The following is a 25547-nucleotide window of genomic DNA, read 5'->3' on the forward strand; positions in this document are numbered from 1 at the left end:
CGCCACACGTCCATTCCTGTGATTGCCTTGGGAGAGCGCCTTGCCGAGCGTATCCACTGTGAGTCCTGATGCGCCCGCATTGCTGGTGCAACTGTCCGACAGCCATTTGTTTGCCGAGGCCGACGGTACGCTGCTGGGCATGAACACCCGCGAAAGCCTGCAAGGCGTCATTGAGCTGGTGCGCGCGCAGCAGCCGCACATCGATTTGGTGTTGGCCACGGGGGACCTGTCCCAGGACGGCACGTTGGAGTCGTACCAGCAATTTCGCGACATGACCCGGCAGATCGACGCCCCAGCACGCTGGATTCCCGGCAATCACGACGAACCGCACATCATGGCTCACGCCGCCGTGCACAGCGATCTGCTGGAGCCGGTGCTCGATATCGGCAACTGGCGCGTGACCTTGCTGGATTCCGCCGTACCCGGTTCAGTGCCGGGCTACCTGCAAGACCAGCAGCTGCAGCTGCTCGCCCAGGCCCTGAGCGAAGCGCCTAACCGTCATCATCTGGTGTGTTTTCACCATCATCCGGTGCCCATCGGTTGCGCCTGGATGGACCCCATTGGCTTGCGCAATCCTGAGGCGTTGTTTGCCGTGCTTGACCGTTTCCCGCAGGTGCGGGCGGTACTGTGGGGGCATGTGCACCAGGAAATCGACCGCGAGCGCAACGGCGTGCGCCTGCTGGCATCGCCGTCCACCTGCATCCAGTTCGCACCGGGCAGCGAGGATTTCAAGGTCAGCGAGCAAGCGCCGGGCTACCGCTGGCTGCGTCTGCATGCCGACGGACGGTTGGAGACCGGGGTAGAGCGCTTGGTCGGCTTCGCGTTTACGGTGGATTACGGTAGCAACGGCTACTGAGATTTACCTGTAAACTGCGCCTTTTTGGCGCAAGCACGGAGAGCCCGGCATGTCCGCTTCGATCCTGTATATCCACGGTTTCAACAGCGCGCCTGCGTCCAACAAGGCCACTCAGTTGATCACTGTAATGGACGCCATCGGCCTGGCCGACCAATTGCGCGTGCCGGCCCTGCATCACCATCCCCGTCAGGCGATTCCCCAGTTGGAAGCGGCCATTGCCGAACTGGGGCGGCCACTGCTGGTCGGCAGCTCACTCGGCGGCTACTATGCAACCCATCTTGCCGAGCGCCATGGCCTCAAGGCGCTGCTGGTAAACCCGGCGGTCAGCCCTCACCGGATGTTCGACGGTTACCTGGGCACCCAGAAGAACCTCTACACCGATGAAACCTGGGAACTGACCCACGACCACGTCACGGCGCTGGCCGAGCTGGAAGTACCGGCTCCCCAGGGCGCGGCGCGGTATCAGGTGTGGTTGCAGACTGGGGATGAAACCCTGGATTATCGCCTCGCCCAGCAGTATTACCGGGCCTGTGCCTTGCGCATCCAGGCCGGCGGCGACCATGGTTACCAGGGGTTCGCCCAGCAATTGCCGGCTATGTTGAGCTTTGCCGGCATTGGCGCAGATCAGTATCAATCCTTCGATTTTTCTTCATTGTAAGAATCGCAGGTCACTTTTTAATCGAACGACTCACGACGAGACCCCATGGCCACTCCCAGCGCTAGCTCTTATAACGCCGACGCCATCGAAGTCCTCTCGGGCCTCGACCCGGTGCGCAAACGCCCCGGCATGTACACCGACACCAGTCGGCCGAACCACCTTGCCCAGGAAGTCATCGACAACAGCGTCGACGAAGCCCTGGCCGGCCACGCCAAGTCGGTGCATGTCATTCTCCACGCTGACCATTCCCTGGAAGTGTCCGACGATGGTCGCGGCATGCCGGTGGATATCCACCCGGAAGAGGGTGTGCCCGGCGTTGAGCTGATCCTCACCAAGCTGCATGCGGGTGGCAAGTTCTCCAACAAGAACTACCAGTTCTCCGGGGGGTTGCACGGTGTGGGTATTTCGGTGGTCAACGCCCTGTCCACGCTGGTTCGCGTCAGGGTCAAGCGCGATGGCAACGAGTACGAGATGACGTTCGCCGATGGCTACAAAGCCACCGACTTGGCAGTGATCGGCACCGTAGGCAAGCGCAACACCGGCACCAGCGTGTACTTTGCGCCGGACCCGAAATACTTCGATTCGCCGAAATTCTCCATCAGCCGCCTCAAGCACGTGCTCAAGGCCAAGGCTGTCCTGTGCCCAGGCCTGCTGGTGACCTTTGAAGACAAAGGCACCGGTGAGAAGGTCGAGTGGCACTACGAAGATGGCCTGCGCTCGTACCTAGAGGATTCCGTCAGCGACTTCGAGCGCCTGCCCAACGAGCCGTTCTGCGGCAGCCTGGCGGGTAATAAAGAAGCCGTGGACTGGGCGTTGTTGTGGCTGCCGGAAGGTGGCGACAGCGTGCAGGAAAGCTACGTCAACCTGATCCCGACCGCCCAGGGCGGCACCCACGTCAACGGTTTGCGCCAGGGCTTGCTGGATGCCATGCGCGAATTCTGCGAATACCGCAGCCTGTTGCCGCGCGGCGTGAAGCTGGCGCCGGAAGACGTGTGGGAGCGCATCGCGTTCGTGCTGTCGATGAAAATGCAGGAGCCGCAATTCTCCGGCCAGACCAAAGAGCGCCTGTCGTCCCGCGAGGCGGCGGCGTTTGTCTCCGGCGTGGTCAAGGACGCCTTCAGCCTGTGGCTCAACGAACACCCTGAACTGGGCCTGGCCCTGGCGGAACTGGCGATCAACAACGCCGGCCGTCGCCTGAAGGCCAGCAAGAAGGTCGAGCGCAAGCGCATCACCCAGGGCCCGGCATTGCCCGGCAAGCTGGCCGATTGCGCCGGGCAAGACCCGATGCGCTCCGAGCTGTTCCTGGTGGAAGGTGACTCCGCCGGTGGTTCCGCCAAGCAAGCGCGGGACAAGGAATTCCAGGCGATCCTGCCGTTGCGCGGCAAGATCCTCAACACCTGGGAAGTCGATGGCAGCGAAGTCCTGGCCAGCCAGGAAGTGCACAACATCGCCGTGGCCATTGGGGTAGACCCAGGCGCGGCGGACATGAGCCAACTGCGCTACGGCAAGATCTGCATCCTCGCCGACGCCGACTCCGACGGCCTGCACATCGCCACGCTGCTGTGCGCGCTGTTCGTGCAGCACTTCCGCCCGCTGGTGGATGCCGGCCACGTCTACGTCGCCATGCCGCCGTTGTACCGGATCGACCTGGGCAAGGAGATTTACTACGCCCTGGACGAGGCTGAGCGCGACGGCATTCTCGACCGCCTGGTGGCCGAGAAGAAGCGCGGCAAGCCACAGGTCACACGATTCAAGGGCCTGGGTGAAATGAACCCGCCGCAGCTGCGCGAAACCACCATGGACCCGAACACTCGGCGCCTGGTGCAGTTGACGCTGGGCGACGACTTCGCCGCCACCTCGGAAATGATGGACATGCTGCTGGCGAAGAAACGCGCGCCGGACCGCAAGTCCTGGCTGGAATCCAAAGGCAACCTGGCCGAGGTTCTGGGCTGATGCGCACAGGTTTCGCCCTGGCGATCCTGATGTTGAGCGGGCTGGCGGCTACCACGGTAGTTGCCGCACCCGTGGCTGAGCTGAAGCTGCTGTCCGAGCACCCGGTGGATGGCATGCGCGGCGGTAACTTGTCGGGCTTGGCCTTGTGTGGCACGGAGTTGTGGACGGTTTCCGACCGCGATGATGACCAGATCTACCGCCTGGATATCAGCGCGCCGACCTGGCAGGCCGAGGCGGTAAAGATCGACGTGCCGCCGGTGCCCGAGTCCGGGTTGCCCTGGGGTTTGCGTTCGCGCACCAAGGCCGCATCGTTCATTCGCGGTGGTGACTTGGACTTTGAAGGCATCACCTGCGATGCCGCCGGCAACCGCTACATTGTCAGCGAAGCCCATGCGGCGGTGCTGCAAGTGCCGGTGACGGGCGCGCCTGAGTGGTTGAAGATTGCGCCGGGCATGGTGCGTGAAGCGCGGGCCAGTGGCATGTTGCTGCACTTCAATGCGTTGTTTGAAGGCCTGGCGATCAACCCCGAAGGCAACCAGATCTGGCTGGCCGCTGAGCGCGAAAGACGTGGACTGATTTCGATCAAGCGTCCGCAAAGCCTGTGGGACTGTGACGGCCCCTGCGTCTTGTTGAGCGAAGCCGGCCAGGAAGTGCAACCGGCCCAGTTCCCGAACGCCAAGGCGGTGTCCAAGGATTTCGCCGACCTGGCGCTGTTCAACGGCAAGCTGTTTACCCTGGAGCGCAATGCGTTCCAGATTTGCCGGCGGGATGCGGTCACGGCCAAGGTCGAACTGTGCTGGTCGTTTGCCGACGAGACCCTGACGCCCGAGCGGCGTTATCCCCAGTCTTATGGCCTGGCTGAAGCCCTGGTGGTGGATGCCGACGGCGCCTGGCTGGGCATCGACAACAACTTCGGCCCGCGTGCCGATGGTGAAAAGCGCCCCGTGGTCTATCGTTTCGCCGCCCCTGCCGGTGGCTGGAGCGCTCGCCCATGAGCCCCTGTTTTTTTGAATTGACCCGGTGCAGCGGCAGTTCCGCAGCACCTTACCCGACCATGATGAGGCCCGCATGAGTGACATCCTCGCAGACAGCTTAGATGGCGTAGAACGCCGGTCGCTGGCTGACTTCACCGAAAATGCCTACCTCAACTACTCCATGTACGTGATCATGGACCGTGCCTTGCCGCATATCGGCGACGGCCTGAAGCCTGTACAACGGCGCATTATCTACGCCATGAGTGAGTTGGGCCTGGACGCCGATTCCAAGCACAAGAAGTCGGCGCGTACCGTCGGTGACGTGCTCGGTAAGTTCCACCCCCACGGCGATTCCGCCTGCTACGAAGCCATGGTGTTGATGGCCCAACCGTTCAGCTATCGCTACACGCTGGTAGACGGCCAGGGCAACTGGGGTGCGCCGGATGATCCCAAGTCCTTCGCTGCGATGCGCTACACCGAGGCACGCCTGTCGCGTTACTCGGAAGTCCTGCTGAGCGAATTGGGCCAGGGCACCGCCGATTGGGGCCCTAACTTCGACGGCACTCTCGATGAACCGCTGGTGTTGCCGGCACGTTTGCCGAATATCCTGCTCAATGGCACCACCGGTATCGCCGTCGGCATGGCCACCGATGTGCCGCCGCATAACCTGCGCGAAGTCGCCACCGCGTGCGTGCGCTTGCTCGATGAGCCCAAAGCCACGGTGGAACAGCTCTGCGAACACATCCAGGGCCCGGACTACCCGACCGAAGCGGAAATCATCACGCCGCGCGCCGACCTGCTGAAGATGTACGAAACCGGCAAGGGCTCGGTGCGCATGCGCGCCGTGTACCACATCGAAGATGGCGACATTATCGTCACCGCGCTGCCGCATCAGGTGTCCGGTGCCAAGGTGCTGGAGCAGATCGCCGCGTTGATGCAGGCCAAACCGTCGAAATTGCCGCAGGTTGCCGACCTGCGTGACGAATCCGACCACGAAAACCCCTGCCGCATCGTGATCATCCCGACCAACAGCCGGGTCGATCACGAAGTGCTGATGCAGCATTTGTTTGCCAGCACGGATTTGGAGTCCAGCTACCGGGTCAACGTCAACATCATCGGTCTGGACGGCAAGCCGCAGCTGAAAAACCTGCGCAACCTGCTGGTGGAATGGCTGGAGTTCCGGGTGCAGACCGTGCGTCGCCGCCTGCAATTCCGCCTGGATAAGGTCGAGCGTCGCCTGCACCTGTTGGACGGCTTGCTGATCGCCTACCTCAACTTGGATGAAGTGATCCACATCATCCGTACCGCCGAACACCCGAAAGCCGAGCTGATCGCGCGTTTCGAGCTGAGCGAAATCCAGGCTGACTACATCCTCGACACCCGCTTGCGCCAGTTGGCACGGCTGGAAGAAATGAAGCTGCGCGACGAGCAAGATGCGCTGCTCAAGGAACAAGCCAAGCTGCAAGCGCTGCTGGGCAGCGAAGCCAAGCTGAAGAAGCTGGTGCGTAGCGAACTGATCAAAGACGCCGAAACCTACGGCGATGACCGTCGTTCGCCAATCGTCCAGCGCGCCGAAGCGAAAGCGCTGACAGAAACCGAGCTGCTGCCAAACGAGAAAATTACCGTCGTTCTGTCGGAAAAGGGTTGGGTTCGTTCCGCCAAAGGGCATGATATTGACGCCACTGGCTTGTCGTACAAGGCCGGCGATGGTTTCAAGACCGCCGCTGCCGGGCGTTCCAACCAGTTTGCGGTGTTTATCGACTCCACCGGGCGCAGTTATTCGGTGCCGGCCCACACCTTGCCATCCGCAAGGGGGCAGGGCGAGCCGTTGACCGGGCGCCTGACGCCGCCGCCAGGGGCGAATTTCGAGTGCGTGTTGCTGCCGGACGATGATGCGCTGTACGTGATCGCCTCCGACGCGGGTTACGGGTTCGTGGTGAAGGGTGAAGACCTGCAGGCCAAGAACAAGGCGGGCAAGGCCTTGCTGAGCTTGCCGAACAACGCCAAGGTGATCCTGCCGCGGCCGGTGAACGATCGCGAGAGCAACTGGCTGGCGTCGGTGACCACCGAAGGGCGTTTGCTGGTGTTCAAGATCAGCGACCTGCCGCAGTTGGGCAAAGGCAAGGGCAACAAGATCATTGGTATTCCCGGCGAGCGGGTGGCCAGTCGCGAAGAGTACGTGACCGACATCGCAGTGATCCCGGAAGGCGCGACGTTAGTGCTTCAAGCCGGTAAACGTACCCTGTCGTTGCGTCCTGACGACCTTGAGCATTACAAGGGTGAGCGCGGTCGGCGTGGTAACAAATTGCCTCGCGGCTTCCAGCGCGTGGATGCTTTGCTGGTGGAAACGCCGGTTTAACGCGTATTAGAGCCCTCGATCTACGATTTAACGCGTAGATCGACGCTTTGGCGCTGGAGTCATGGCGCATATTCACGGATGATATGGCCTTTCCAGCGCCAGCGTGGCCGAGCGTGTTTAGGTTATTTTTAGTATTACATTGTGGTTCGCCTTGTGGCAGCCACCTGGATGGGATGATGACTGCTCCACGCCTTCCTTTATTTTTTGTGCTCGCTGGCCTTTTGGGGCTGGCGGGTTGCAGCACACATCAACCGGTGTCGCTGTACCAGCTGGACAGCGGAAGTCCGGCTCAACCTGCACAGACCGCCGGCATGGCCGTCTTGCTGGGCCCGGTGGTCGTCGCCGACTACCTGCAACGCGAAACACTGCTGCAACGTCAGAACGACGGCAGCCTGCAAGGTTCCACCGATGGTCGTTGGGCGGGCAGTTTGTCCTCCGACATCAACCAATTGATGTTGCGCCAGGTGGCAGGTCAACTGGACAGCCAGCGTGTGGTGCTGGCGCCCGCGCCGACGGGTTTTACCCCGGATGTGCAGGTGTTGCTGACCATCACCCGTCTTGACTCCGGTACGTCGCAACCGGCGATCCTCGATGCGCAATGGCGCTTGATCGATCGTCGTGGCCAGGTCCGCGATAACCGCATTGTGCACCTGCAGGAACAACACACCGGTACCACCGCGTCCCAGGTCCAGGCCCAGGGCGTGTTGTTGCAACATCTGGCGCAGCAGCTGTCGGTGGCCCTCAAGCCATTGGCCAACCAGCCGCCGATTGCCGAAGCACCGCGCAAGCAAAGCGCCCCGGTACAAGCCAAACCGGCAGAACCGCAGAAGCCGAAGATGCCGATGGCAACGCCGATTCGCACGGATATGGAAGTGTTCAGGTTCTGATCTGAATCGCAGATACAAAAAAGGCCCGCTGATTCAGCGGGCCTTTTTGTTGTGGCGTTTGCCCCTGTGATGAGAGGGTTCCTGTGGTGAGGGAGGCTTTTGTGGTGAGCGGGCTTGCCCCGCGCTGGGGCGCGAAGCGGCCCCAATCCAGTCACCGCATGTTTCCAGGTAGAACCGGGCCGTCTGGTTTTAGGGCCGCTTCGCAGCCCAGCGCGGGGCAAGCCCGCTCACCACAGAAGCCATTCACCACAGGAGCCCGCTCCGCTACAACAAGCCCGTTTCACCTTAACCTTTGGTGCGGGTCTCGTGCATCCGCGCCAACTGCCGCTCCAGCATCGACGGATACGGCTCCATCAACCGCTCCACACAGCTGGCACCTTCTGGGCTGGCAATCGGGCGGATCCGTGCGCGTTGGCGGATCAGTGTGTCTTCACTGATCTTGCGCTCCACCAGCAGCAGGTTGCGGCTGTGTTGCGACAGCGCCAGGGCGTCCTGGGCGCTCTCGGTGAGCAGCAGGTCGATCTGGCTCATGCCAAACAGATCATCGCTCACCGTCAGGCCCAACTGCAGTTGCAGCGTGATGCCACTGTCGGCCACTTCGATCTGCAGGGCATGGCCCAGGGCGCGCAGCAACTCGCCGCAGCAGATGGCGTTGGTCAGGTAGTCTTCGCCGCTGTCTTCGCTGTGGAACAGCATCAAGGTGCTGCCATCGTTCAGGGTGTGCAGTTCGCTCTGGTACAGCGACGCAGCCTGGTCGAGGCAGTCGCGGTAGCGCTCCAGCAGCTCGGTCAGGCGTGCGCGGGGCAGGCGACGCAGTTGGTCCTGAGCGCCCAGTTGCACCGCTAGTACAGCGCTGAACTGAGGTTCGGTATTCTTCACCGGGGCCGGTTTCGGCGCGACGGCCGGTGCGCTGGTCGAGGTGTCGCGCAGGTCGGCGAAGGGGTCTTCGTCGTCCAGCTCGTCTTCTTCGGCTTTGAACGCCTGGCGGGTGGCAGGCTTCAGGCCCGCTACCGGCGCGTCCTGCACTTCAAACTCAGGCTCGTCGTCGTAGTCGGTTTCGTCGAACTCAGGCTCTGGCTCCACTTCGCGCACCACCGGCTCCGGGGCGAAACTGGCGTGCAGCTGGCGGGCGAGGTCGCCGATTTCATCCTGGCGATCAGTGGCCGGGGTGTGTTCGTCGATATCGCGCAGCCAGATGCGCAACTGCATCAGCGGCGTAGAGATGTGTCGACCCAGGCGCAGGCTCAAGGCCAACGCCAAGGCCAGCAGGATCGCGCTCAAGATGCCCATGCTTTGCAGGCTGATGGTCATCGGCTGCTGGAATTGCTGCATGTCCAGGCTGATGCGCAGTTGGCCGGCCTTCACATCCTGAAACGTAATGTTGCTCTGATACAGGCCTTCGGCTTCACCCAGCAGGCCGTTTTTCGGGCGCTGCCCGGCTTCGGCCATGATCCGGTTGTCCACGCTGTAGATGGCGGCGTGGGCCACCAGCGGGTTCTTGGTCAGGTTGTTGAGCAGCACGTTGAGGCTGAGGATGTCGTTGGACACCAGCAGCTCAGTCGCCGAGGTGGCGGTCTGGGTGGTCAAGCTCTCGCCCAGGGCGTCGGCTTGCTCGTGCATGGCCTGTTTGAACTGCAAACCCATCACGCAGGCGTAGATCACCAGGGCCAGGGCGACCAGGATCACGTTATGGCTGGCGATGCGTAATGCGATCGGTACACGGCGGTGGCGCAGTGCCCGGAAGATCAGCAGGAAGAAATTATCGGTTTTTACTGGCGTGGGCCGGTTCACTTGCGCTCGGCTCTTGGTCCGTGAAGTTGACGCGCAGTATAGCGACAGCCCTAGAACCGGCAAAGCGCTGGCTGTGCCCGATGGTCACTGAAAGTGGGTAGAATGCGGTTTTTTTCCAGCCTGGGGGTGCGCCTTGCGCGAAATTGTCCTGATTAACATCACGGGGGAAGACCGCCCAGGTCTGACCGCAGCCATTACCGGCGTTCTGGCCCAGGGTGGTGTGAACATTCTCGACATCGGTCAGGCGGTGATCCACGACACCTTGTCGTTCGGCATCCTGGTCGAGATTCCGAGCACTGAACAGGCGTCTTCGGTGCTCAAGGACATCCTGTTTACGGCGTACAAGCTGGATCAACAGGTGCGCTTCACCCCGGTGTCCGAAGAGGACTACCAGCACTGGGTAGCCGGCCAGGGCAAGAAACGCCACATCGTGACGCTGCTGACCCGCAAGGTCACCGCGGAACAATTGCAACGCGTCAGCTCCATTACCGCGCAGTACGGTCTGAATATCGACCATATCGACCGTCTGTCGGGTCGTATGCCGCTGGACACCCCGGCCGACAAGGGCAAGGGCTGCATCGAGTTCTCCGTGCGCGGTGAACCGGCCGACCCTCAGGCCCTGCGCGCCGAATTCCTCAGCGTGGCCCAAGAGCTGAACGTTGACATCGCCTTCCAGGAAGACTCGCTGTTCCGCCGCAACCGCCGCTTGGCGGTGTTCGACATGGACTCCACGCTGATCGAAGCCGAAGTCATCGACGAATTGGCCAAAGCGGCCGGCGTGGGCGAGCAGGTTTCCGAAATCACCGAACGCGCCATGGCCGGTGAGCTGGACTTCCGCGCCAGCTTCAAGGAGCGCCTTGCGCTGCTTAAAGGCCTGGACGTGAGCGTGCTGGACTCCATCGGCGCCTCCCTGCGCCTGACCGAAGGCGCCGAAACCCTGTTCGCTGAACTCAAGCGCCTGGGCTACAAGACCGCCATCCTGTCCGGCGGCTTCACCTACTTCGCCAAGCAATTGCAGGCCAAGCTGGGCATCGACTATGTGTTCGCCAACGAGCTGGAAGTGGTGGATGGCAAGGTGACCGGCGTGGCGGTCGAGCCGATTGTCGACGCTCAGCGCAAGGCGGATCTGCTCAAGGAGTTGGCGCACAAGGAAGGTTTGCGTCTGGAGCAGACCATTGCGGTCGGCGACGGTGCGAATGACTTGCCGATGCTGGCGATTGCGGGGTTGGGTGTGGCCTTCCGTGCCAAGCCGCTGGTGAAGCAATCGGCCAAGCAGGCGATTTCGACGTTGGGCTTGGATGGCGTGTTGTATCTGCTGGGCTTCCGTGACCGCGACGGTCAGTTGTAACTGAAAAAATGCGGTAAAAAATGTGGGAGCGGGCTTGCTCGCGAATGCAATAGTTCAGTCACTGATGTGTCGACTGATACTCCGTATTCGCGAGCAAGCCCGCTCCCACATTGGGTTGTGCGTTAGGCTTTTGGCAGTGCTATGCCTTGGCCCATCTGTACCGAAGTGCCAGCGGCCAGCTCTTCAGCCCACTTCACCTGATCCGGCCCAAACAGCACAATCGCGGTCGAACCCAGCTTGAAGCGACCCAGCTCCGCACCTTTCTCCAGATGAACCGGCGCGCGTGCGGCCTCGTCGTAGCGGAAGGTTTTCAGCTCGCGCTTCGGCGGCGTTACCAGCCCAGCCCACACGGTTTCAATCGACGCCACAATCATCGCGCCCACCAATACCACGGCCATCGGGCCGCGTTCGGTGTCGAAGATGCAGGCAACGCGCTCGTTGCGCGCGAACAGCTCAGGTACGTTTTCAGCGGTAGTCTGGTTGACCGAGAAGATGCGACCCGGGATGTAGACCATCTCACGCAGCGTGCCGGCCAGCGGCATGTGCACGCGGTGGTAGTCCTTTGGCGACAGGTAGATGGTGGCGAAATCGCCGCCCATGAACGGAGCCGCGACGGCCGAGTCGCCGCCCAGCAATTCCAGCACGCTGAAACTGTGGCCCTTGGCCTGGAACACCCGGCCATGCTCGATCGGGCCCAACTGGCTGACCGCACCATCGGCGGGGCTCAACACCGCGCCTGGGGTTTGATCCAGTGGGCGGGCGCCATCTTTCAGGGCGCGGGTGAAGAAAGCGTTGAAGTGCTCGTAGGCGGTCACGTCTTCAACCAGGGCCTGGGACATGTCCACTTGATAACGCTTGGCGAACCAGCTGGTGAAGGCATTCTTGAACCAGCGCACGCGGCACTCGGCAATGCAACCGGCCAGACGCGACAGCAAGTGGTGCGGCAGCAAGTACTGGCTGAGGATAAACAACTGCTTTTTCATAACTGTCCTTAAACCTTAAATCTCGACGGGGGTGTCGGGGTGGTTGCCCCATTCGCCCCAGGAACCGGCATAACCTTTGACTCGCGGATAACCGAGCGCCTTGGCCACCAGGTAGGTGAAGCCAGAACGGTGGTGAGTCTGGCAGTGGGTGATGATTTCTTTGTCTTTGGTCAACCCGAGGTCTTCGAGGATCTGCGGCATGTCGCGGCGGATACGCAGGTTGCGCGCCTTGTCCATGCCGGCAGTCCATTCGAAGTTCACCGCGCCGGGGATGTGCCCGCCTTTGGCGGCGAGGACCTTCTCGCCGGAATACTCCAGCGGACCGCGTGCATCCCAGATACCCAGGTCGGCGGCACCCAGGCGGCTTTGCAGGTATTCGCGGGTGGCGGTTGGGCCATCGTGCAACGTGAGGCTGACCGGGCCGCCGACGGGGGCAGGCACGTCGGTGGAAACCGGGTGCTTTTCTTCCAGCCAGGCCAGCAGGCCGCCGTCCAGGTAGTGGTATTTCTGGTGGCCGATCACGTCGAGCATCCAGATGAATCGCCCGGCCCAGCCGCCCCCTTCGTCGTCGTAGACCACGTAAGTGGCGTCCGGGGTGTGGCCCAGTTCGCCGAACAGCTTCTCCAGATCAGCCTTGCTGGGCAGCAGGCCGGGCGCCGGCGGCTGGCCCAGTTGGGTGCGCTTGGGGTCAACGAAATGCGCGCCGGGGATATGCCCTTCGGCGTAGCGGGCGGCACTGGTGAGGTCCACCAGTATCAGGTGTTCGGTATCGAGGCGACCAAGCAGGTCGCTGGATTCGATCACCAGCGGCAAGCCAGAGAAGTCAGGCATGTGAGGTCTCCTGGGCACAAATGTTGGCGATAAAGGACGGCGATTGTAGCGCAAGCATCAGGCGCTGCGGTTGGTAAAGCAGTGCAGGGCTTTCTCGATGCATTGGGCGGTTTTGCCGAAGGCCTGCACGGTGGTTTCCGAGAACGGTCCGCCGCCCTGGTCGGCCACCATCAGCATCACCACCTTGCCATTACAGCTCAGCGAGCGCAGCAACAGGTGTTCGCCGGTGAACAGGCGACGCAGGATCGGCGGCAGCAAGGCCGAGAACTGCGCGTGGTTTTCCGGGTTGAGGCGCACCTGCGCGGATTTTTCCAGCAAGCGCTGCAATAGCGTGCTGTTGACCACATCCAGGCACAAATTGGCCGCATCCTTCGGCAGGCCATCGACCTGGTGCACACGCAAGGTGCTCATGGCGCGGTCAGCCATCAACAGCATGACCCGCTGCATGCCACTGGCCACCAGGGCCTCCTTGGCGCAGGTGGTCAGGTGCATGGCGTTGGCAAAGCGGCTCGGTTCCACCAGCAGTTCGGTGCAGCGCTTGCGCCACACGGCCAGGGCCTCGGCGGTGGGCGGCGGCGCTGGAAGCAGGCCGCGATGAATCTTCTGCACATGCCACGGCCAGATCAGCGACAGCGCCGGGTGCCAGAGGTCAGGCATCAAGGTGGTGCGGGCGCTGGTGACGGCCTGTTGGTGAACCTGCTGCTGCACCTCGCCCAGAGGCTGCTGCAGGTACAGCGCCGTAAGGAGTTGCCAGCGTTCGGTGTGCGGGCAGGTCCAGGATTCCTGGGCCGACATCGCCAGGCCGTTGGCCAGCAGCACGGTGTTGGCCGGTTGGTTCAGCCAACGGCGCAGGTTGGGTTCGGCGTCGAGCAGTTGCTGGTGGCGCAGTGGGTCGTCTTCGCGGGCGATGTGCAGCGCCTTGACCAGCAAGCGCTGCTCGCTCATCAGCAGCTTGTAGCCCTGAGACACCCAGATCGGCAGGTGCCAGGCTTCGGTCAGGCCGACGCACAGGTCCAGCAGGCGCACGCCGAACAGTGCCTGCTCGACCTCGCGGGCCGATTGGCCTTTGTGGATCACCCGCAGTTCCCATTCTTCCAGGAGCTTGGGGTAGGCGACCGCCATCGGCCACAGCGGCGACAGAAACAGCAGGCTGCCCCAGTGAATGTCCTGCCACAGTCGCGCCAGGCGGCTGCCGAACAAACCGTTGGCTTGCTGCGACGCGTGCTGGCTGATCAATAGCAGTTGGCGCAACGCCACGGGGATCTCATTGGCCGGCACCGAAGGCAGGCGCGCCAGCAGTTCTTCGGCGCGCTTGAGGCCCAGGCGGTTGAGCGCCACTTCGAGGTTTTCCGCCGGTTCCGCCAGGCTGCCATGGGTGTAGCTGTTGGCCTCGCGCATCACGCTGAGCACGAGCGCTGGGCTGCTTTGCATCAGATCGGCAATATCTCGCAATGAACTGCGGCTGTCGCGGATGCCTTTGCACACCCGGTCGTGACTGGCCTGGGGCACAGGCAGCAGCACATCGTCCAGGCGCTTGATCCAAGCGGCGAGAGAGTTGGGTTTTGCACTTGGGACTGTCGTTTCATTAGCCATGATAGGGGCGCGATCATCACTTGCGGTCTACACGCCCGGAGCGGGCCGAACTGGCTTTTCGCCTTAACGGGCTATAGTCTGGCGCAGTTTTGCCGATAAGTAGAACAAGAGTTTTCTGCTACACCCAATATGTCCATGAACCCGACGGCGCAAGTACTCATCCCCTATGGCTAAAATTATCGGCATCATCGTCGTCATCGCAAGTGTGCTCGGTGGCTACGTCCTGTCCCACGGTAAAATTGCGGCGTTGATCCAGCCCTTCGAAGTGCTGATCATCGGTGGTGCGGCGTTCGGCGCATTCTTGCAGGCCAACCCCGGCTACATGACTATGCACGTGGTCAAGAAGTCGCTGGGGATGTTCGGTTCGCGCTTCACTCACACGTTCTATCTGGAAGTGCTGGGGCTGGTCTACGAGATCCTCAACAAGAGCCGCCGCGAAGGCATGATGGCCATCGAGGCCGACATTGAAGACGCCGCCGCCAGCCCGATTTTCGCCAAGTACCCGGCTGTGCTCAAAGATGAGCGCATGACCGCCTACATCTGCGACTACCTGCGCATCATGTCCTCCGGCAACATGGCCCCCCATGAGCTGGAAGGCCTGTTCGACATGGAGTTGTTCAGCCTTAAAGAAGAGTTGGAGCATCCTTCCCACGCCGTGACCGGCATCGCTGACGGTATGCCGGGTTTTGGTATCGTCGCGGCGGTACTCGGTATCGTGGTGACCATGGCGTCCCTGGGCGAGGGCGACCAGGCCGCCATCGGCATGCACGTGGGTGCGGCACTGGTGGGTACGTTCTTCGGTATTCTCGCGGCCTACGGCTTCTTCGGTCCGCTTGCGACCTCCCTGGCCCATGACGCCAAGGAAGAAATCAACCTGTATGAATCGATCAAGGCCAGCCTGGTTGCCTCGGCTTCCGGCATGCCGCCGTCCCTGGCGGTGGAGTTTGGCCGCAAGGTGCTGTACCCGAAACATCGCCCAAGCTTCGCCGAGCTGGAACAAGCGGTTCGCGGTCGCTAAGCCATGGAAAACAACCAGCCGATAATCATCAAGCGCGTCAAGCGCTTCGCTGCGGGGCACCATGGTGGCGCCTGGAAAATCGCCTTCGCCGACTTTGCGACGGCGATGATGGCGTTCTTCCTGGTGCTGTGGCTGATGTCCACCGCCACGCCGGAACAGAAGATCGCCATCGCCGGCTACTTCAAAGACCCGATTGGTTTCTCGGAAAGCGGCACGCCCTTCGTGATCGACCTGGGTGGCTCGCCGCAATTGGCGCCTGAGCGCACCATCAACCCGGAGATCAAGACCGAGTCGCCCCAGGAGAAAATCCCGATCGAGCGCGACACCGTCGAGTCCATGGCTGAGCAGGTCGAGCAGGAGCGCCTTGAGCTGCTGCTGCAAGAGCTGCAGACCAAGGTCGAAGAAAACCCGCAACTGCTGAAATTCAAGGACCAGATTTCTTTTGAAATCACGCCAGAAGGCTTGCGCATCCAGATCACCGACGCGGCCAACCGGCCGATGTTCGACTCCGGCAGTGCGCGCCTGAAGCCGTACTTTGAAGACATCCTGCTGGCCATGGCCGACACCATCAAGGCGGTGCCGAACAAGATCAGCATCAGCGGCCACACCGACGCCAAGCCATACGCGGGCCAGGGCGATTTCGGCAACTGGGAGCTCTCGGCCAACCGCGCCAACGCCGCGCGCCGCGCGCTGGTTGCCGGCAGTTATCCGGACCCGCAAGTGGCGCGGGTGGTGGGGTTTGCTTCGTCGCAGCTGTTTGATCATCAAGACCCGTTCAATCCGGTCAACCGCCGGATCGATATCGTGGTGCTGACCAAAAAGGCCCAGCGTGCGATTGAAGGCGATCAACCGCCGACGCCGCAACCTACCCCAGGCGCAGGCGCGCCGGGAGAGGTCCCGGCCGATCCGAACGCGATTCCACCGGGGCAGGAGCCGTTGCCGGCGCATGAACTGCGTCAGAAGCTGAACTTGTTTGATGATGGTGGGGTGAAGGATCCTACGGTGCCGAGTACGGGATCGTAAGCTTTACATGCAACAAGGCCGCGATGATCGCGGCCTTGTTGTTTCGGCAGTTTAGTAACTGCTCTCCGGCAAACTCGCAATAATCGACCGATAGCTATTCATCCGCTGCTGCTGCACACGCCCATCCTCCAGCGCCTTGAGCAACGCACAGCCCGGCTCGCGGTCGTGTTTGCAGTCGCGGAAGCGGCAGGTGCCGATCAGGTCGTTGAATTCGATGAAGCCTGCTTCCACATCGCTGCGGCTGACGTGGCCGAGGCCGAATTCGCGGATACCGGGGGAGTCGATCAACTCACCGCCGCCGGGGAAGTGGAACAACCGCGCGGTAGTGGTGGTGTGGGTGCCCTGGCCGGACAGTTCCGACAGCGGGCCCACGCGGGTTTCGACTTCCGGCAGCAGGCTGTTGACCAGCGAGGATTTACCCACGCCCGATTGGCCGACAAACACGCTGATGCGTCCGTCCAACTGCTGTTGCAGCTGTTCCATGCCATTGCCGTGATGCGCCGAAACCTCCAGCACCGGGTAGCCGAGCGTGCGGTACACCGCCAGCAGGGCATTCAGTGCCGGGGCGTTCTGCTCGTCGATCAGGTCGAATTTGTTCAGCAGCAACAGCGGGCGGATGCCGGCATGCTCGGCTGCGACCAGGTAGCGGTCGATCAGGTTGGCATGGGGCTCGGGCAGTGGCGCGAACACGATCACGATCATGTCGACGTTGGCCGCCACTGGCTTGAGCTGGCCACGGCTGTCCGGGCGGCGCAGTTCGGTGGTGCGTGGCAACTGGGCGACAATCACGCCGATGCCCTGGTTGCCGGCACGCCAGACCACTTGGTCGCCGGTCACCAGGGCAGGCAGGTTGGCGCGCAAGTGGCAACGGAACACTTGGCCTGCGAGTTCGCCTTCGAGCGCCTCGACTTCGACCTGCACACCAAAGTGCGCGATCACCAGGCCCGTTTGTTCAGGACCCAGGTCGCCGCCTTCAAGCGCTTCCACGGCGGAGGATTCACGTTTGGCGGCGCGAGCGGCGCGTTCACCTTGAATCTTTTCGATGCGCCAGTTTTGGCGACGGTTGAGCTGGCGTTTGGCCATTGGTGTTCCGTGTCGATAATGCAAAGGTTGGGTAAAACGGTCGCGAGTCTAGCACGCCCCCGCCTGCTAAACTGCGCAGCTACGCCAAGGTGCCAAGAGAATCAAGCCATGCAAAACCCACAGAACCTGATTTGGATCGATCTGGAAATGACCGGTCTGAACCCCGATACCGACGTCATCATCGAGATGGCGACCATTGTCACCGACAGCAACCTCAACACCTTGGCCGAAGGTCCGGTGATCGCCATCCACCACAGCGATGCCGTCCTTGCCACCATGGATGAGTGGAACACCCGCACCCACGGCAACTCCGGCCTGACCCAGCGCGTGCGCGACAGCCGCATCAGCATGGCCGAGGCCGAAGCCGAGACCATCGCCTTCCTGGAAAAGTGGGTGCCCAAGGGCAAGTCGCCGATCTGCGGCAACAGCATCTGCCAGGACCGTCGCTTCCTTTATAACCATATGAAAGGGCTGGAAAGCTACTTCCATTACCGCAACCTGGATGTGTCGACACTCAAAGAGCTGGCCGCGCGCTGGGCGCCGGAAGTCAAAGACAGCTTCCATAAAGGCAGCACGCATTTGGCGCTGGATGACATTCGCGAGTCGATTGCCGAGTTGCAGCATTACCGCAAGCATTTCATCAAAGCGTGACGCCCCCTTTTGGTGCCGTCAGCAAATGATTAGACTGCCGGCCTCAATGCAAGGATCGCCCTCATGCTGCTGATGCTCTACCTCATCGCCATCACCGCCGAAGCCATGACCGGCGCGCTGTCGGCCGGGCGACGCGGCATGGACTGGTTTGGCGTAGTGCTGATCGCCTGTGTGACAGCGCTGGGTGGCGGTTCAGTGCGTGACGTGCTGCTCGGGCATTACCCACTGACCTGGGTCAAGCACCCGGAGTACCTGGTGCTGACCTCTATTGCCGCACTGGTGACGATCTTTATTGCTCCGCTGATGCGTCGCCTGCGCTCGCTGTTCCTGGCGCTGGACGCCGTGGGCCTGGTGGCCTTCACCCTGATCGGCTGCATGACCGCGTTGGAGATGGGCCACGGCATGTTGGTGGCCTCGGTCAGTGGTGTGATCACTGGGGTTTTCGGTGGCATCCTGCGCGACATCTTCTGCAACGACATCCCGCTGATCTTCCGCCGCGAGCTGTACGCCAGCGTGTCGTTCCTCGCCGCCTGGTTCTACATGCTCTGCCTTTATCTGGAACTGCCCAGCGAGCAGTCGATCCTGCTGACCCTGTTCAGCGGCTTTCTATTGCGGCTGTTGGCGATCCGTTTTCACTGGGAAATGCCCAAGTTCGTCTACAACGACGACGTGCACTAGCGCTTAGCGTGCTGGTTCAGCGCCCATTCCACGTGTTCGCGCACCAGCTCCGACGGGTAATCCCGGCGCGCCTTCAAGGCTTCCAGCACCGGAATACTCGACGGCGCATTGCCCAGGCCCACCGCCAGGTTGCGCAGCCAGCGCTCGTAGCCGGCACGACGCAGCGGTGAGCCTTCGGTACTGCTGAGGAATTTATCCTCGTCCCACATAAACAGTTCGGCCAGCTCCGCGTTATCCAGGTTGTGGCGCGGTTTGAAATCGCTTTCGGCGGTGGAGCGGGCGAAACGATTCCATGGGCATACGATCTGACAGTCATCGCAGCCGAACACGCGGTTGCCGATCAGGGGGCGCAGGTCCACGGGGATCGCGTTTTTCAGCTCGATGGTCAGGTAGGAAATGCAGCGTCGCGCGTCCAGCACATAGGGGCCGACGAAGGCATTAGTGGGGCAGATGTCCAGGCAAGCCGTGCAGCGGCCGCAGTGTTCGGTGCTGTGGGGGGCGTCGATCGGCAGCGGCAGGTCGACAAACAGTTCGCTCAGGAAGAAATAGCTGCCCGCCTTGCGATTGAGGACCAGGGTGTTTTTACCGATCCAGCCCAGCCCGGCTTTTTCGGCGATGGCTTTTTCCAGCACGGGCGCGCTGTCGACGAAGGCGCGAAAGCCGAACGGGCCGATCTGCGCCTGGATGCGGTCAGCCAGCTGCTGCACGCGCTTGCGGATCAGCTTGTGATAATCGCGGCCCAGGGCGTAACGCGAGATATAGGCTTTTTCCGGCTTGGCCAGCAATTGGGCCATTTGCGTGTCGCCCGGCAGGTAATCCATGCGCAGCGACACCACACGCAAGGTGCCCGGCACCAGTTCGTCGGGGTGGGAGCGTTTGCTGCCATGGGCGCCCATGTACTCCATCTCGCCGTGGTAGCCCGCGTCGAGCCAGCGTTGCAGGTGCTGCTCATGCTCGGCGAGGTCCAGGCCGCTGATGCCGACTTGTTGAAAGCCCAGCTCGCGGCCCCAGTCTTTGATCGATTGGGCGAGGGCGGGCAGATCGGACGTAATAGCAGGCATGAGACACGGGAAACCACAGGTTAGATGCGTATAATTCTGCCAGACATCGGAGCTTGAAGACGCATGCCGCAGACAAAACACGCAATAACCGACGTACAGCCCCTGTTGCACGGCCATTTGCCGCAACTGGCGGCCCGTTCGCCGGACGCCCATAAAGGCCAGTTTGGCCACCTGTTGGTCATTGGCGGTGACCGCGGCTTTGGCGGCGCCGCCTTGCTGAGCGCCGAAAGTGCCTTGCGCAGTGGCGCGGGCATGGTGTCCCTGGCGACGCGCCCGGAACACGTGCCAGCCGCTTTGGCCCGCTTGCCGGAAGTCATGACCGTCGGCGTCAGCTCGGCCAACCAACTGATGGGCTTGTTGGAAAAGATCTCGGTCATTGTGATCGGGCCTGGGCTGGGTGAGGCGTCCTGGGGCAAAAGCCTGCTGTCCGTCGCCGCCAACGCCAAGCAGCCGCAAGTCTGGGATGCCGACGCCTTGAATCAGCTCGCCAATGGCGGCATCAGCTTGCCAGCCAACAGCGTGATCACCCCGCATCCGGGGGAGGCTGCGCGGTTGTTGGGCCTTTCGACAGCCGAGGTTCAGGCCGATCGTCTTAAGGTGGCGCGCGCGTTGACTCAGAAATTCAATGCAGTGGCTATCCTCAAGGGTGCTGGCAGTTTGATTGCCAGTCCGGACGGGCGTGTTTCACGGTGTGACCAAGGCCATCCGGCGATGGCGGCGGCGGGGCTCGGTGATGTCCTGGCCGGTCTGGTGGGTGCGTTGCTGGCCCAGAGCATGCCGGCCTATGAGGCAAGCTGCCTGGCGGTTTGGTTGCACGCCACGGCGGGCGATCGCCAGGGCACCTTTGGTCGCGGCTTGGCTGCCAGCGACTTGATACCCGCCATTCGTCAATTGCTGGAGGAGCAATCGCCGTGTCTGAAGTAATCCTTTTCCTGGCCGATGAAGAAGCCATGGTTGCGTTCGGGCAATGCATTGCGCAGGTGACGGCCGGTGCAGGGCTGATCTTTCTGGAAGGTGATTTGGGTGCGGGCAAGACCACGCTATCCCGAGGCATTATCCGAGGGTTGGGCCATACGGGGGCAGTAAAAAGCCCTACGTTCACCCTGGTAGAACCCTACGAGATCGGTGCAGTGCGCGCTTTCCACTTTGACCTTTATCGTCTGGTGGACCCCGAAGAGCTCGAATATATGGGGATCCGGGATTACTTCGATGAAGATGCGTTGTGCCTGATCGAGTGGCCAGATAAAGGCACAGGCTTTTTGCCAAAGCCTGACATGACCATTACCATTACGCCGCATCAGCATGGACGTCAGTTGAAGTTGTTGCCCCAGAGCGCGCGCGGCCAGTCGTGGTGCGCCGCTTTGGCATTGGAATTCAAATAATTGGTGGGGTTAGGTATGCGCTTTCGCGCGTTGGTTGCTGTCGTGGGGGTGTTGCTTGCGGCAATGACTGTCAATGCTCTGGCTGCTTCACAGGTGAAAAGTGTTCGCCTGTGGCGAGCGCCGGATAACACGCGACTGGTGTTCGACCTGTCTGGCCCGGTCCAGCACAGCGTCTTTACCCTGACGGCGCCTGATCGCCTGGTGATCGACATCAACGGCGCGACCCTGGCCGCGCCGTTGAAAGTGTCCACTGCCAATACCCCGATTACCGCCATGCGCTCGGCCCAGCGCACGCCGACCGACCTGCGTGTGGTGATCGACCTGAAAAAGGTCGTGACCCCGAAAAGCTTCTCCTTGGCGCCCAACGCCCAGTACGGCAACCGGTTGGTGGTCGACCTGTTCGACAATGCCGCCGATGCCAACCCGCCGCCTGCACCGCCGCCCAGCGTCGCGACTGTCCCGGCGGTGCCGGTCAACCCGTCGCAACCGCAGGTCAAGCTGCCTCCGCCGCCACCGGCTCCCGCCGGCAAGCGTGACATTATCGTGGTGATCGACGCCGGCCACGGCGGTGAAGACCCGGGCGCTTCCGGCTCACGCGGCCAGCATGAGAAAGACGTGGTGCTGGCGATCGCCCGTGAACTGCAGCGCCAGATCAACGCGATGAAAGGCTACCGCGCTGAGCTGACCCGCACCGGCGACTACTTCATTCCGCTGCGCGGCCGTACCGAAATTGCCCGCAAGAAAGGTGCTGACCTGTTCGTGTCGATCCATGCCGACGCCGCGCCTTCTACCGCAGCCTTTGGCGCCTCGGTGTTTGCCCTGTCGGATCGCGGCGCGACGTCTGAGACCGCCCGCTGGCTGGCCGACAGTGAAAACCGTTCCGACTTGATCGGCGGGGCGGGTAACGTCTCCCTTGATGACAAAGACAAAATGCTTGCCGGCGTACTGCTCGACCTGTCGATGACCGCTTCGCTGACGTCCAGCTTGAACGTGGGCCAGAAGGTCCTGAGTAACATCGGCCGGGTCACCTCGCTGCACAAACAGCGCGTGGAACAAGCAGGATTCATGGTGTTGAAGTCGCCGGATATCCCATCGATCCTGGTGGAGACCGGGTTTATCTCCAACTCCAACGAGGCCTCGAAGTTGGCCAGCGCCAGCCACCAGCAAGCGCTGGCGCGTTCCATCAGTGCCGGTGTGCGCCAGTTCTTCCAGCAGAATCCGCCACCGGGCACCTACATCGCCTGGCTGCGTGACTCCGGGAAAATCGCCCAGGGCCCGCGCGACCATCGCGTACAGCCCGGCGACACCCTGGCCATGCTGGCCGTGCGTTTCCAGGTATCGGCCGCGACCTTGCGCAGCGCCAACAACCTGAAGACCGATGAATTGAAAGTCGGCCAGGTATTGACCATCCCTGGCACAGAATTGGCGGCGCAGTAATGAGCGATTCGATCCTGGATAACGGCTCACGCATCGAACTGCTGAGCCCGCGCCTTGCCAACCAGATTGCGGCGGGCGAGGTGGTGGAGCGCCCGGCATCGGTGATCAAGGAGCTGCTGGAAAACAGCATCGACTCCGGCGCCAAGCGCATTGATGTCGACGTGGAACAGGGCGGCGTCAAGCTGCTGCGCGTGCGTGACGATGGCAGCGGGATCTCGTCCGACGACCTGCCGCTGGCCCTGGCCCGTCACGCCACCAGCAAGATTCGCGACCTGGAAGACCTTGAGCGGGTGATGAGCCTGGGCTTTCGCGGTGAGGCCCTGGCGTCCATCAGCTCTGTGGCGCGCCTGACCCTGACGTCCCGCACCCGCAGCGCCGAGCAGGCCTGGCAAGTGGAAACCGAAGGTCGCGACATGGCGCCTCGGGTCCAGCCGGCAGCCCATCCCGTCGGTACGTCGGTGGAAGTGCGCGACCTGTTCTTCAACACCCCTGCGCGGCGCAAATTCCTCAAGGCCGAGAAAACCGAATTCGATCACCTGCAGGAAGTCATCAAGCGCCTGGCCCTGGCCCGCTTCGATGTGGCGTTTCACCTGCGGCATAACGGCAAGACCATCCTCAGCCTGCACGAAGCCCACGATGACGCCGCGCGTGCTCGCCGGGTATCGGCGATTTGCGGGCCGGGCTTCCTGGAGCAGGCGCTGCCGATTGAAATCGAGCGCAATGGCCTGCGTTTGTGGGGTTGGGTCGGTTTGCCGACCTTCTCCCGCAGCCAGGCGGACTTGCAGTACTTCTTTGTGAACGGCCGTGCGGTGCGCGACAAGCTGGTGGCCCACGCGGTGCGCCAGGCCTATCGCGATGTGCTGTTCAACGGGCGTCACCCGACGTTTGTGTTGTTCTTTGAGGTCGACCCGTCGGTGGTGGACGTCAACGTGCACCCGACCAAGCACGAAGTGCGCTTCCGTGATGGGCGCATGGTGCATGATTTCCTCTACGGCACTCTGCACCGCACCCTGGGTGATGTGCGCCCGGATGATCAGTTGTCTGCGCCGATTGTGACGGCAGTGGTCCGCCCGAGTGGCCCGCAAGCCGGTGAGTTTGGCCCCCAGGGCGAAATGAGCCTGGCGGCCAACCTACTGCAATCGCCGCAGTCGCAACCTGCCTATACCGCGCCGAATGCTGGCGCCGGCTCAGGCTATCAATACCAATACACGCCGCGCCCGCAGTCAGCAGTACCGGTAGCTGAGGCCCAGGCGGCCTATCGCGAGTTTTTCGCGCCGCTGCCGGGTGCCGAGCCGGGCGCGCCTGTGGCCTTGCCGGAAGGTGGCGGAGATATCCCGCCGCTGGGCTACGCGTTGGCGCAGCTCAAGGGTATCTACATCCTGGCGGAAAACGCTCATGGCCTGGTGCTGGTGGACATGCACGCCGCCCACGAGCGGATCATGTACGAACGCCTCAAGATCGCCATGGCCAGCGAAGGCCTCAGCGGCCAGCCGCTGCTGGTGCCGGAGTCCCTGGCCGTCAGTCAGCGTGAGGCCGATTGTGCCGAGGAGCACCACGGTGTGTTCCAGAAGCTGGGCTTTGAATTGCAGCGCCTGGGCCCGGAAACCCTGGCCATCCGCCAGATTCCAGCGTTGCTCAAGCAGGCCGAGGCCAACCGCCTGGTCGCTGACGTGCTGGCGGACCTGATGGAATACGGCACCAGTGACCGTATCCAGGCGCACATCAACGAGTTGCTCGGCACCATGGCCTGCCACGGCGCCATCCGCGCCAATCGCCGCCTGGCCCTGCCGGAAATGAACGGTCTGCTGCGCGACATGGAAAACACCGAACGCAGCGGGCAATGCAACCATGGCCGACCGACCTGGACCCAGATGGGCCTGGACGATCTGGACAAATTGTTCTTGCGCGGCCGTTGATGAGTGCCTTGCCCCCCGCGATCTTCCTGATGGGCCCCACGGCCGCCGGCAAGACCGACCTGGCCATCGAGCTGACCAAGGTGCTGCCGTGCGAGCTGATCAGTGTCGACTCTGCCCTGGTTTACCGGGACATGGACATCGGCACGGCCAAGCCTTCCAAAGCGCTGTTAGCCCAATATCCGCATCAGTTGATCGACATCATCGACCCGTCGCAGAGCTATTCGGCCGCGGATTTCCGCACCGATGCCCTGGCGGCCATGGCCGACATCACCGCACGGGGCAATATTCCGCTGCTGGTGGGCGGCACGATGCTCTATTACAAAGCTTTGCAGGAAGGCCTGGCGGATATGCCGCCGGCCGACGCCCAGGTGCGCGCCGAGCTTGAAGAAGAGGCTCTACGCCTTGGCTGGCAAGCCTTGCACGACCAGTTGGCCGCCGTGGACCCGGTGTCCGCCGCGCGCATTCACCCCAATGACCCCCAGCGCCTCACTCGCGCCCTGGAAGTCTGGCGCGTGAGCGGGCAGACCATGACTGAACATCGCCTGAAACAAAGTGCGCAAAGTGCTGACGCAGGCGCATCTGGCGCGTCACAATTGCCCTATACTGTGGCGAATCTGGCCATCGCTCCGGCAAATCGCCAGGTGCTGCATGATCGAATTGCACAAAGATTCACAATTATGTTGGAACAGGGGTTTGTGGACGAGGTCGTAGCTCTGCGTTCCAGAGGTGACCTGCATCCAGGGTTACCTTCGATACGTGCTGTAGGCTACCGCCAAGTCTGGGATCATCTGGATGGCAAGCTGACGTCAGCCGAAATGCAGGAGCGCGGCATCATTGCCACGCGCCAATTGGCGAAACGCCAGTTCACCTGGTTGCGCAGCTGGAGCGATTTGCACTGGCTGGACAGCCTGGACAGCGACAATCTGTCACGCGCCTTGAAATACTTGGGAACGGTCTCCATATTGAGCTGAGTCCTTGCAATTGCCGTCTATCCTTGGGGGTGTGACGGCCATAAGCTATCTATTTTCCGATTTTTTATTATTGATCCTTAAAGGAGTGCGGCAC

General features: G+C 62.1%; 22 protein-coding genes. 16 read left to right on the forward strand and 6 right to left on the reverse strand.

Going from position 1 to position 25547, the window contains the following annotated elements; genetic code table 11:
• Positions 1–40 precede the first annotated feature (40 nt).
• From cpdA to ACP7BX_RS20320, 6 genes are all read left to right on the forward strand, one after another.
• Positions 41–856, forward strand: coding sequence for a 3',5'-cyclic-AMP phosphodiesterase (cpdA, locus tag ACP7BX_RS20295; RefSeq protein WP_314524843.1), 816 nt, complete (start codon positions 41–43; stop codon positions 854–856).
• A 49-nt stretch (positions 857–905) separates the two neighbouring features.
• A complete protein-coding gene (locus ACP7BX_RS20300; protein WP_426129257.1) occupies positions 906–1514 on the forward strand; it encodes a YqiA/YcfP family alpha/beta fold hydrolase in 609 nt (202 codons plus the stop codon).
• A gap of 45 nt (positions 1515–1559) precedes the next feature.
• On the forward strand, positions 1560–3467 hold the full coding sequence (gene parE / locus ACP7BX_RS20305; RefSeq protein ID WP_033897857.1) for a DNA topoisomerase IV subunit B: 1908 nt from the start codon (positions 1560–1562) through the stop codon (positions 3465–3467).
• Positions 3467–4462, forward strand: a complete 996-nt coding sequence (locus tag ACP7BX_RS20310) for an esterase-like activity of phytase family protein (RefSeq protein ID WP_426129255.1) — start codon at positions 3467–3469, stop codon at positions 4460–4462. The genes parE and ACP7BX_RS20310 overlap by 1 nt, the downstream gene beginning before the upstream one ends.
• A 73-nt stretch (positions 4463–4535) precedes the next feature.
• Complete coding sequence (gene parC / locus ACP7BX_RS20315; protein ID WP_426129253.1) at positions 4536–6800, forward strand: DNA topoisomerase IV subunit A; 2265 nt, start codon at positions 4536–4538, stop codon at positions 6798–6800.
• A 176-nt stretch (positions 6801–6976) separates the two neighbouring features.
• Positions 6977–7687, forward strand: coding sequence for a PqiC family protein (locus ACP7BX_RS20320; protein WP_033897860.1), 711 nt, complete (start codon positions 6977–6979; stop codon positions 7685–7687).
• A 285-nt stretch (positions 7688–7972) separates the two neighbouring features.
• On the opposite strand, the gene ACP7BX_RS20325 is transcribed toward ACP7BX_RS20320, so the two are convergent.
• On the reverse strand, positions 7973–9478 hold the full coding sequence (locus ACP7BX_RS20325) for an AhpA/YtjB family protein (RefSeq protein WP_426129251.1): 1506 nt from the start codon (positions 9476–9478) through the stop codon (positions 7973–7975).
• A gap of 133 nt (positions 9479–9611) precedes the next feature.
• Here ACP7BX_RS20325 and serB point away from each other — a divergent pair, with 133 nt between their 5' ends.
• Positions 9612–10826, forward strand: a complete 1215-nt coding sequence (serB, locus tag ACP7BX_RS20330; RefSeq protein WP_038850738.1) for a phosphoserine phosphatase SerB — start codon at positions 9612–9614, stop codon at positions 10824–10826.
• A gap of 122 nt (positions 10827–10948) precedes the next feature.
• Here serB and asd read toward each other — a convergent pair whose 3' ends face one another.
• The 3 genes from asd to ACP7BX_RS20345 are packed head-to-tail and all read right to left on the reverse strand — an operon-like array spanning position 10949 to position 14233.
• On the reverse strand, positions 10949–11809 hold the full coding sequence (asd, locus tag ACP7BX_RS20335; RefSeq protein ID WP_426129248.1) for an archaetidylserine decarboxylase: 861 nt from the start codon (positions 11807–11809) through the stop codon (positions 10949–10951).
• Positions 11810–11824: 15 nt separating this feature from the next.
• Complete coding sequence (locus ACP7BX_RS20340) at positions 11825–12640, reverse strand: rhodanese-like domain-containing protein (protein WP_178955021.1); 816 nt, start codon at positions 12638–12640, stop codon at positions 11825–11827.
• A 57-nt stretch (positions 12641–12697) separates the two neighbouring features.
• Positions 12698–14233 carry an HDOD domain-containing protein gene (locus tag ACP7BX_RS20345; protein ID WP_426129246.1) on the reverse strand — a complete coding sequence of 512 codons (1536 nt, stop codon included), beginning with the start codon at positions 14231–14233 and terminating at the stop codon, positions 12698–12700.
• 166 nt (positions 14234–14399) lie between these two features.
• On the opposite strand from ACP7BX_RS20345, the gene motA reads away from it, so the two are divergent.
• Both motA and motB read left to right on the forward strand, forming a co-directional pair.
• Positions 14400–15251, forward strand: coding sequence for a flagellar motor stator protein MotA (motA, locus tag ACP7BX_RS20350; RefSeq protein ID WP_016976894.1), 852 nt, complete (start codon positions 14400–14402; stop codon positions 15249–15251).
• A gap of 3 nt (positions 15252–15254) precedes the next feature.
• Positions 15255–16274 carry a flagellar motor protein MotB gene (gene motB / locus ACP7BX_RS20355; protein WP_314524869.1) on the forward strand — a complete coding sequence of 340 codons (1020 nt, stop codon included), beginning with the start codon at positions 15255–15257 and terminating at the stop codon, positions 16272–16274.
• A 51-nt stretch (positions 16275–16325) separates the two neighbouring features.
• Here the strand turns inward: motB and rsgA are convergent, their stop codons facing one another.
• Positions 16326–17357, reverse strand: coding sequence for a small ribosomal subunit biogenesis GTPase RsgA (rsgA, locus tag ACP7BX_RS20360; RefSeq protein ID WP_033898469.1), 1032 nt, complete (start codon positions 17355–17357; stop codon positions 16326–16328).
• Positions 17358–17465: 108 nt separating this feature from the next.
• On the opposite strand from rsgA, the gene orn reads away from it, so the two are divergent.
• Together orn and ACP7BX_RS20370 are read left to right on the forward strand one after the other, a co-directional pair.
• Positions 17466–18008, forward strand: coding sequence for an oligoribonuclease (gene orn, locus ACP7BX_RS20365; protein ID WP_426129243.1), 543 nt, complete (start codon positions 17466–17468; stop codon positions 18006–18008).
• A 63-nt stretch (positions 18009–18071) separates the two neighbouring features.
• Positions 18072–18686 carry a trimeric intracellular cation channel family protein gene (locus ACP7BX_RS20370; RefSeq protein ID WP_028615507.1) on the forward strand — a complete coding sequence of 205 codons (615 nt, stop codon included), beginning with the start codon at positions 18072–18074 and terminating at the stop codon, positions 18684–18686.
• Here the strand turns inward: ACP7BX_RS20370 and queG are convergent.
• A complete protein-coding gene (queG, locus tag ACP7BX_RS20375; RefSeq protein WP_426129241.1) occupies positions 18683–19747 on the reverse strand; it encodes a tRNA epoxyqueuosine(34) reductase QueG in 1065 nt (354 codons plus the stop codon). The genes ACP7BX_RS20370 and queG overlap by 4 nt on opposite strands.
• Before the next feature lie 63 nt (positions 19748–19810).
• On the opposite strand from queG, the gene ACP7BX_RS20380 reads away from it, so the two are divergent.
• From ACP7BX_RS20380 to miaA, 5 genes are read left to right on the forward strand one after another with little or no spacing between them, the layout of a single operon-like run.
• Complete coding sequence (locus ACP7BX_RS20380) at positions 19811–20671, forward strand: NAD(P)H-hydrate dehydratase (RefSeq protein WP_426129239.1); 861 nt, start codon at positions 19811–19813, stop codon at positions 20669–20671.
• Positions 20659–21129: a tRNA (adenosine(37)-N6)-threonylcarbamoyltransferase complex ATPase subunit type 1 TsaE gene (tsaE, locus tag ACP7BX_RS20385; RefSeq protein WP_426129237.1), complete on the forward strand. Its 471-nt coding sequence runs from the start codon at positions 20659–20661 to the stop codon at positions 21127–21129. Before ACP7BX_RS20380 ends, tsaE begins: the two co-directional genes overlap by 13 nt.
• Before the next feature lie 15 nt (positions 21130–21144).
• Entirely contained in the window at positions 21145–22566 is a 1422-nt protein-coding gene (locus tag ACP7BX_RS20390) for an N-acetylmuramoyl-L-alanine amidase (RefSeq protein ID WP_033898464.1), read from the forward strand.
• Positions 22566–24482 (forward strand): DNA mismatch repair endonuclease MutL, encoded by a 1917-nt coding sequence (gene mutL, locus ACP7BX_RS20395; RefSeq protein ID WP_426129235.1) that lies wholly within the window; start codon positions 22566–22568, stop codon positions 24480–24482. Before ACP7BX_RS20390 ends, mutL begins: the two co-directional genes overlap by 1 nt.
• Entirely contained in the window at positions 24482–25453 is a 972-nt protein-coding gene (miaA, locus tag ACP7BX_RS20400; RefSeq protein ID WP_426129233.1) for a tRNA (adenosine(37)-N6)-dimethylallyltransferase MiaA, read from the forward strand. Before mutL ends, miaA begins: the two co-directional genes overlap by 1 nt.
• The last annotated feature ends 94 nt before the right edge of the window (positions 25454–25547 follow it).

Origin of the sequence: Pseudomonas sp. DWP3-1-3b3 (genome assembly GCF_049896305.1) — a bacterium.
Taxonomy (GTDB): domain Bacteria; phylum Pseudomonadota; class Gammaproteobacteria; order Pseudomonadales; family Pseudomonadaceae; genus Aquipseudomonas; species Aquipseudomonas azotoformans_A.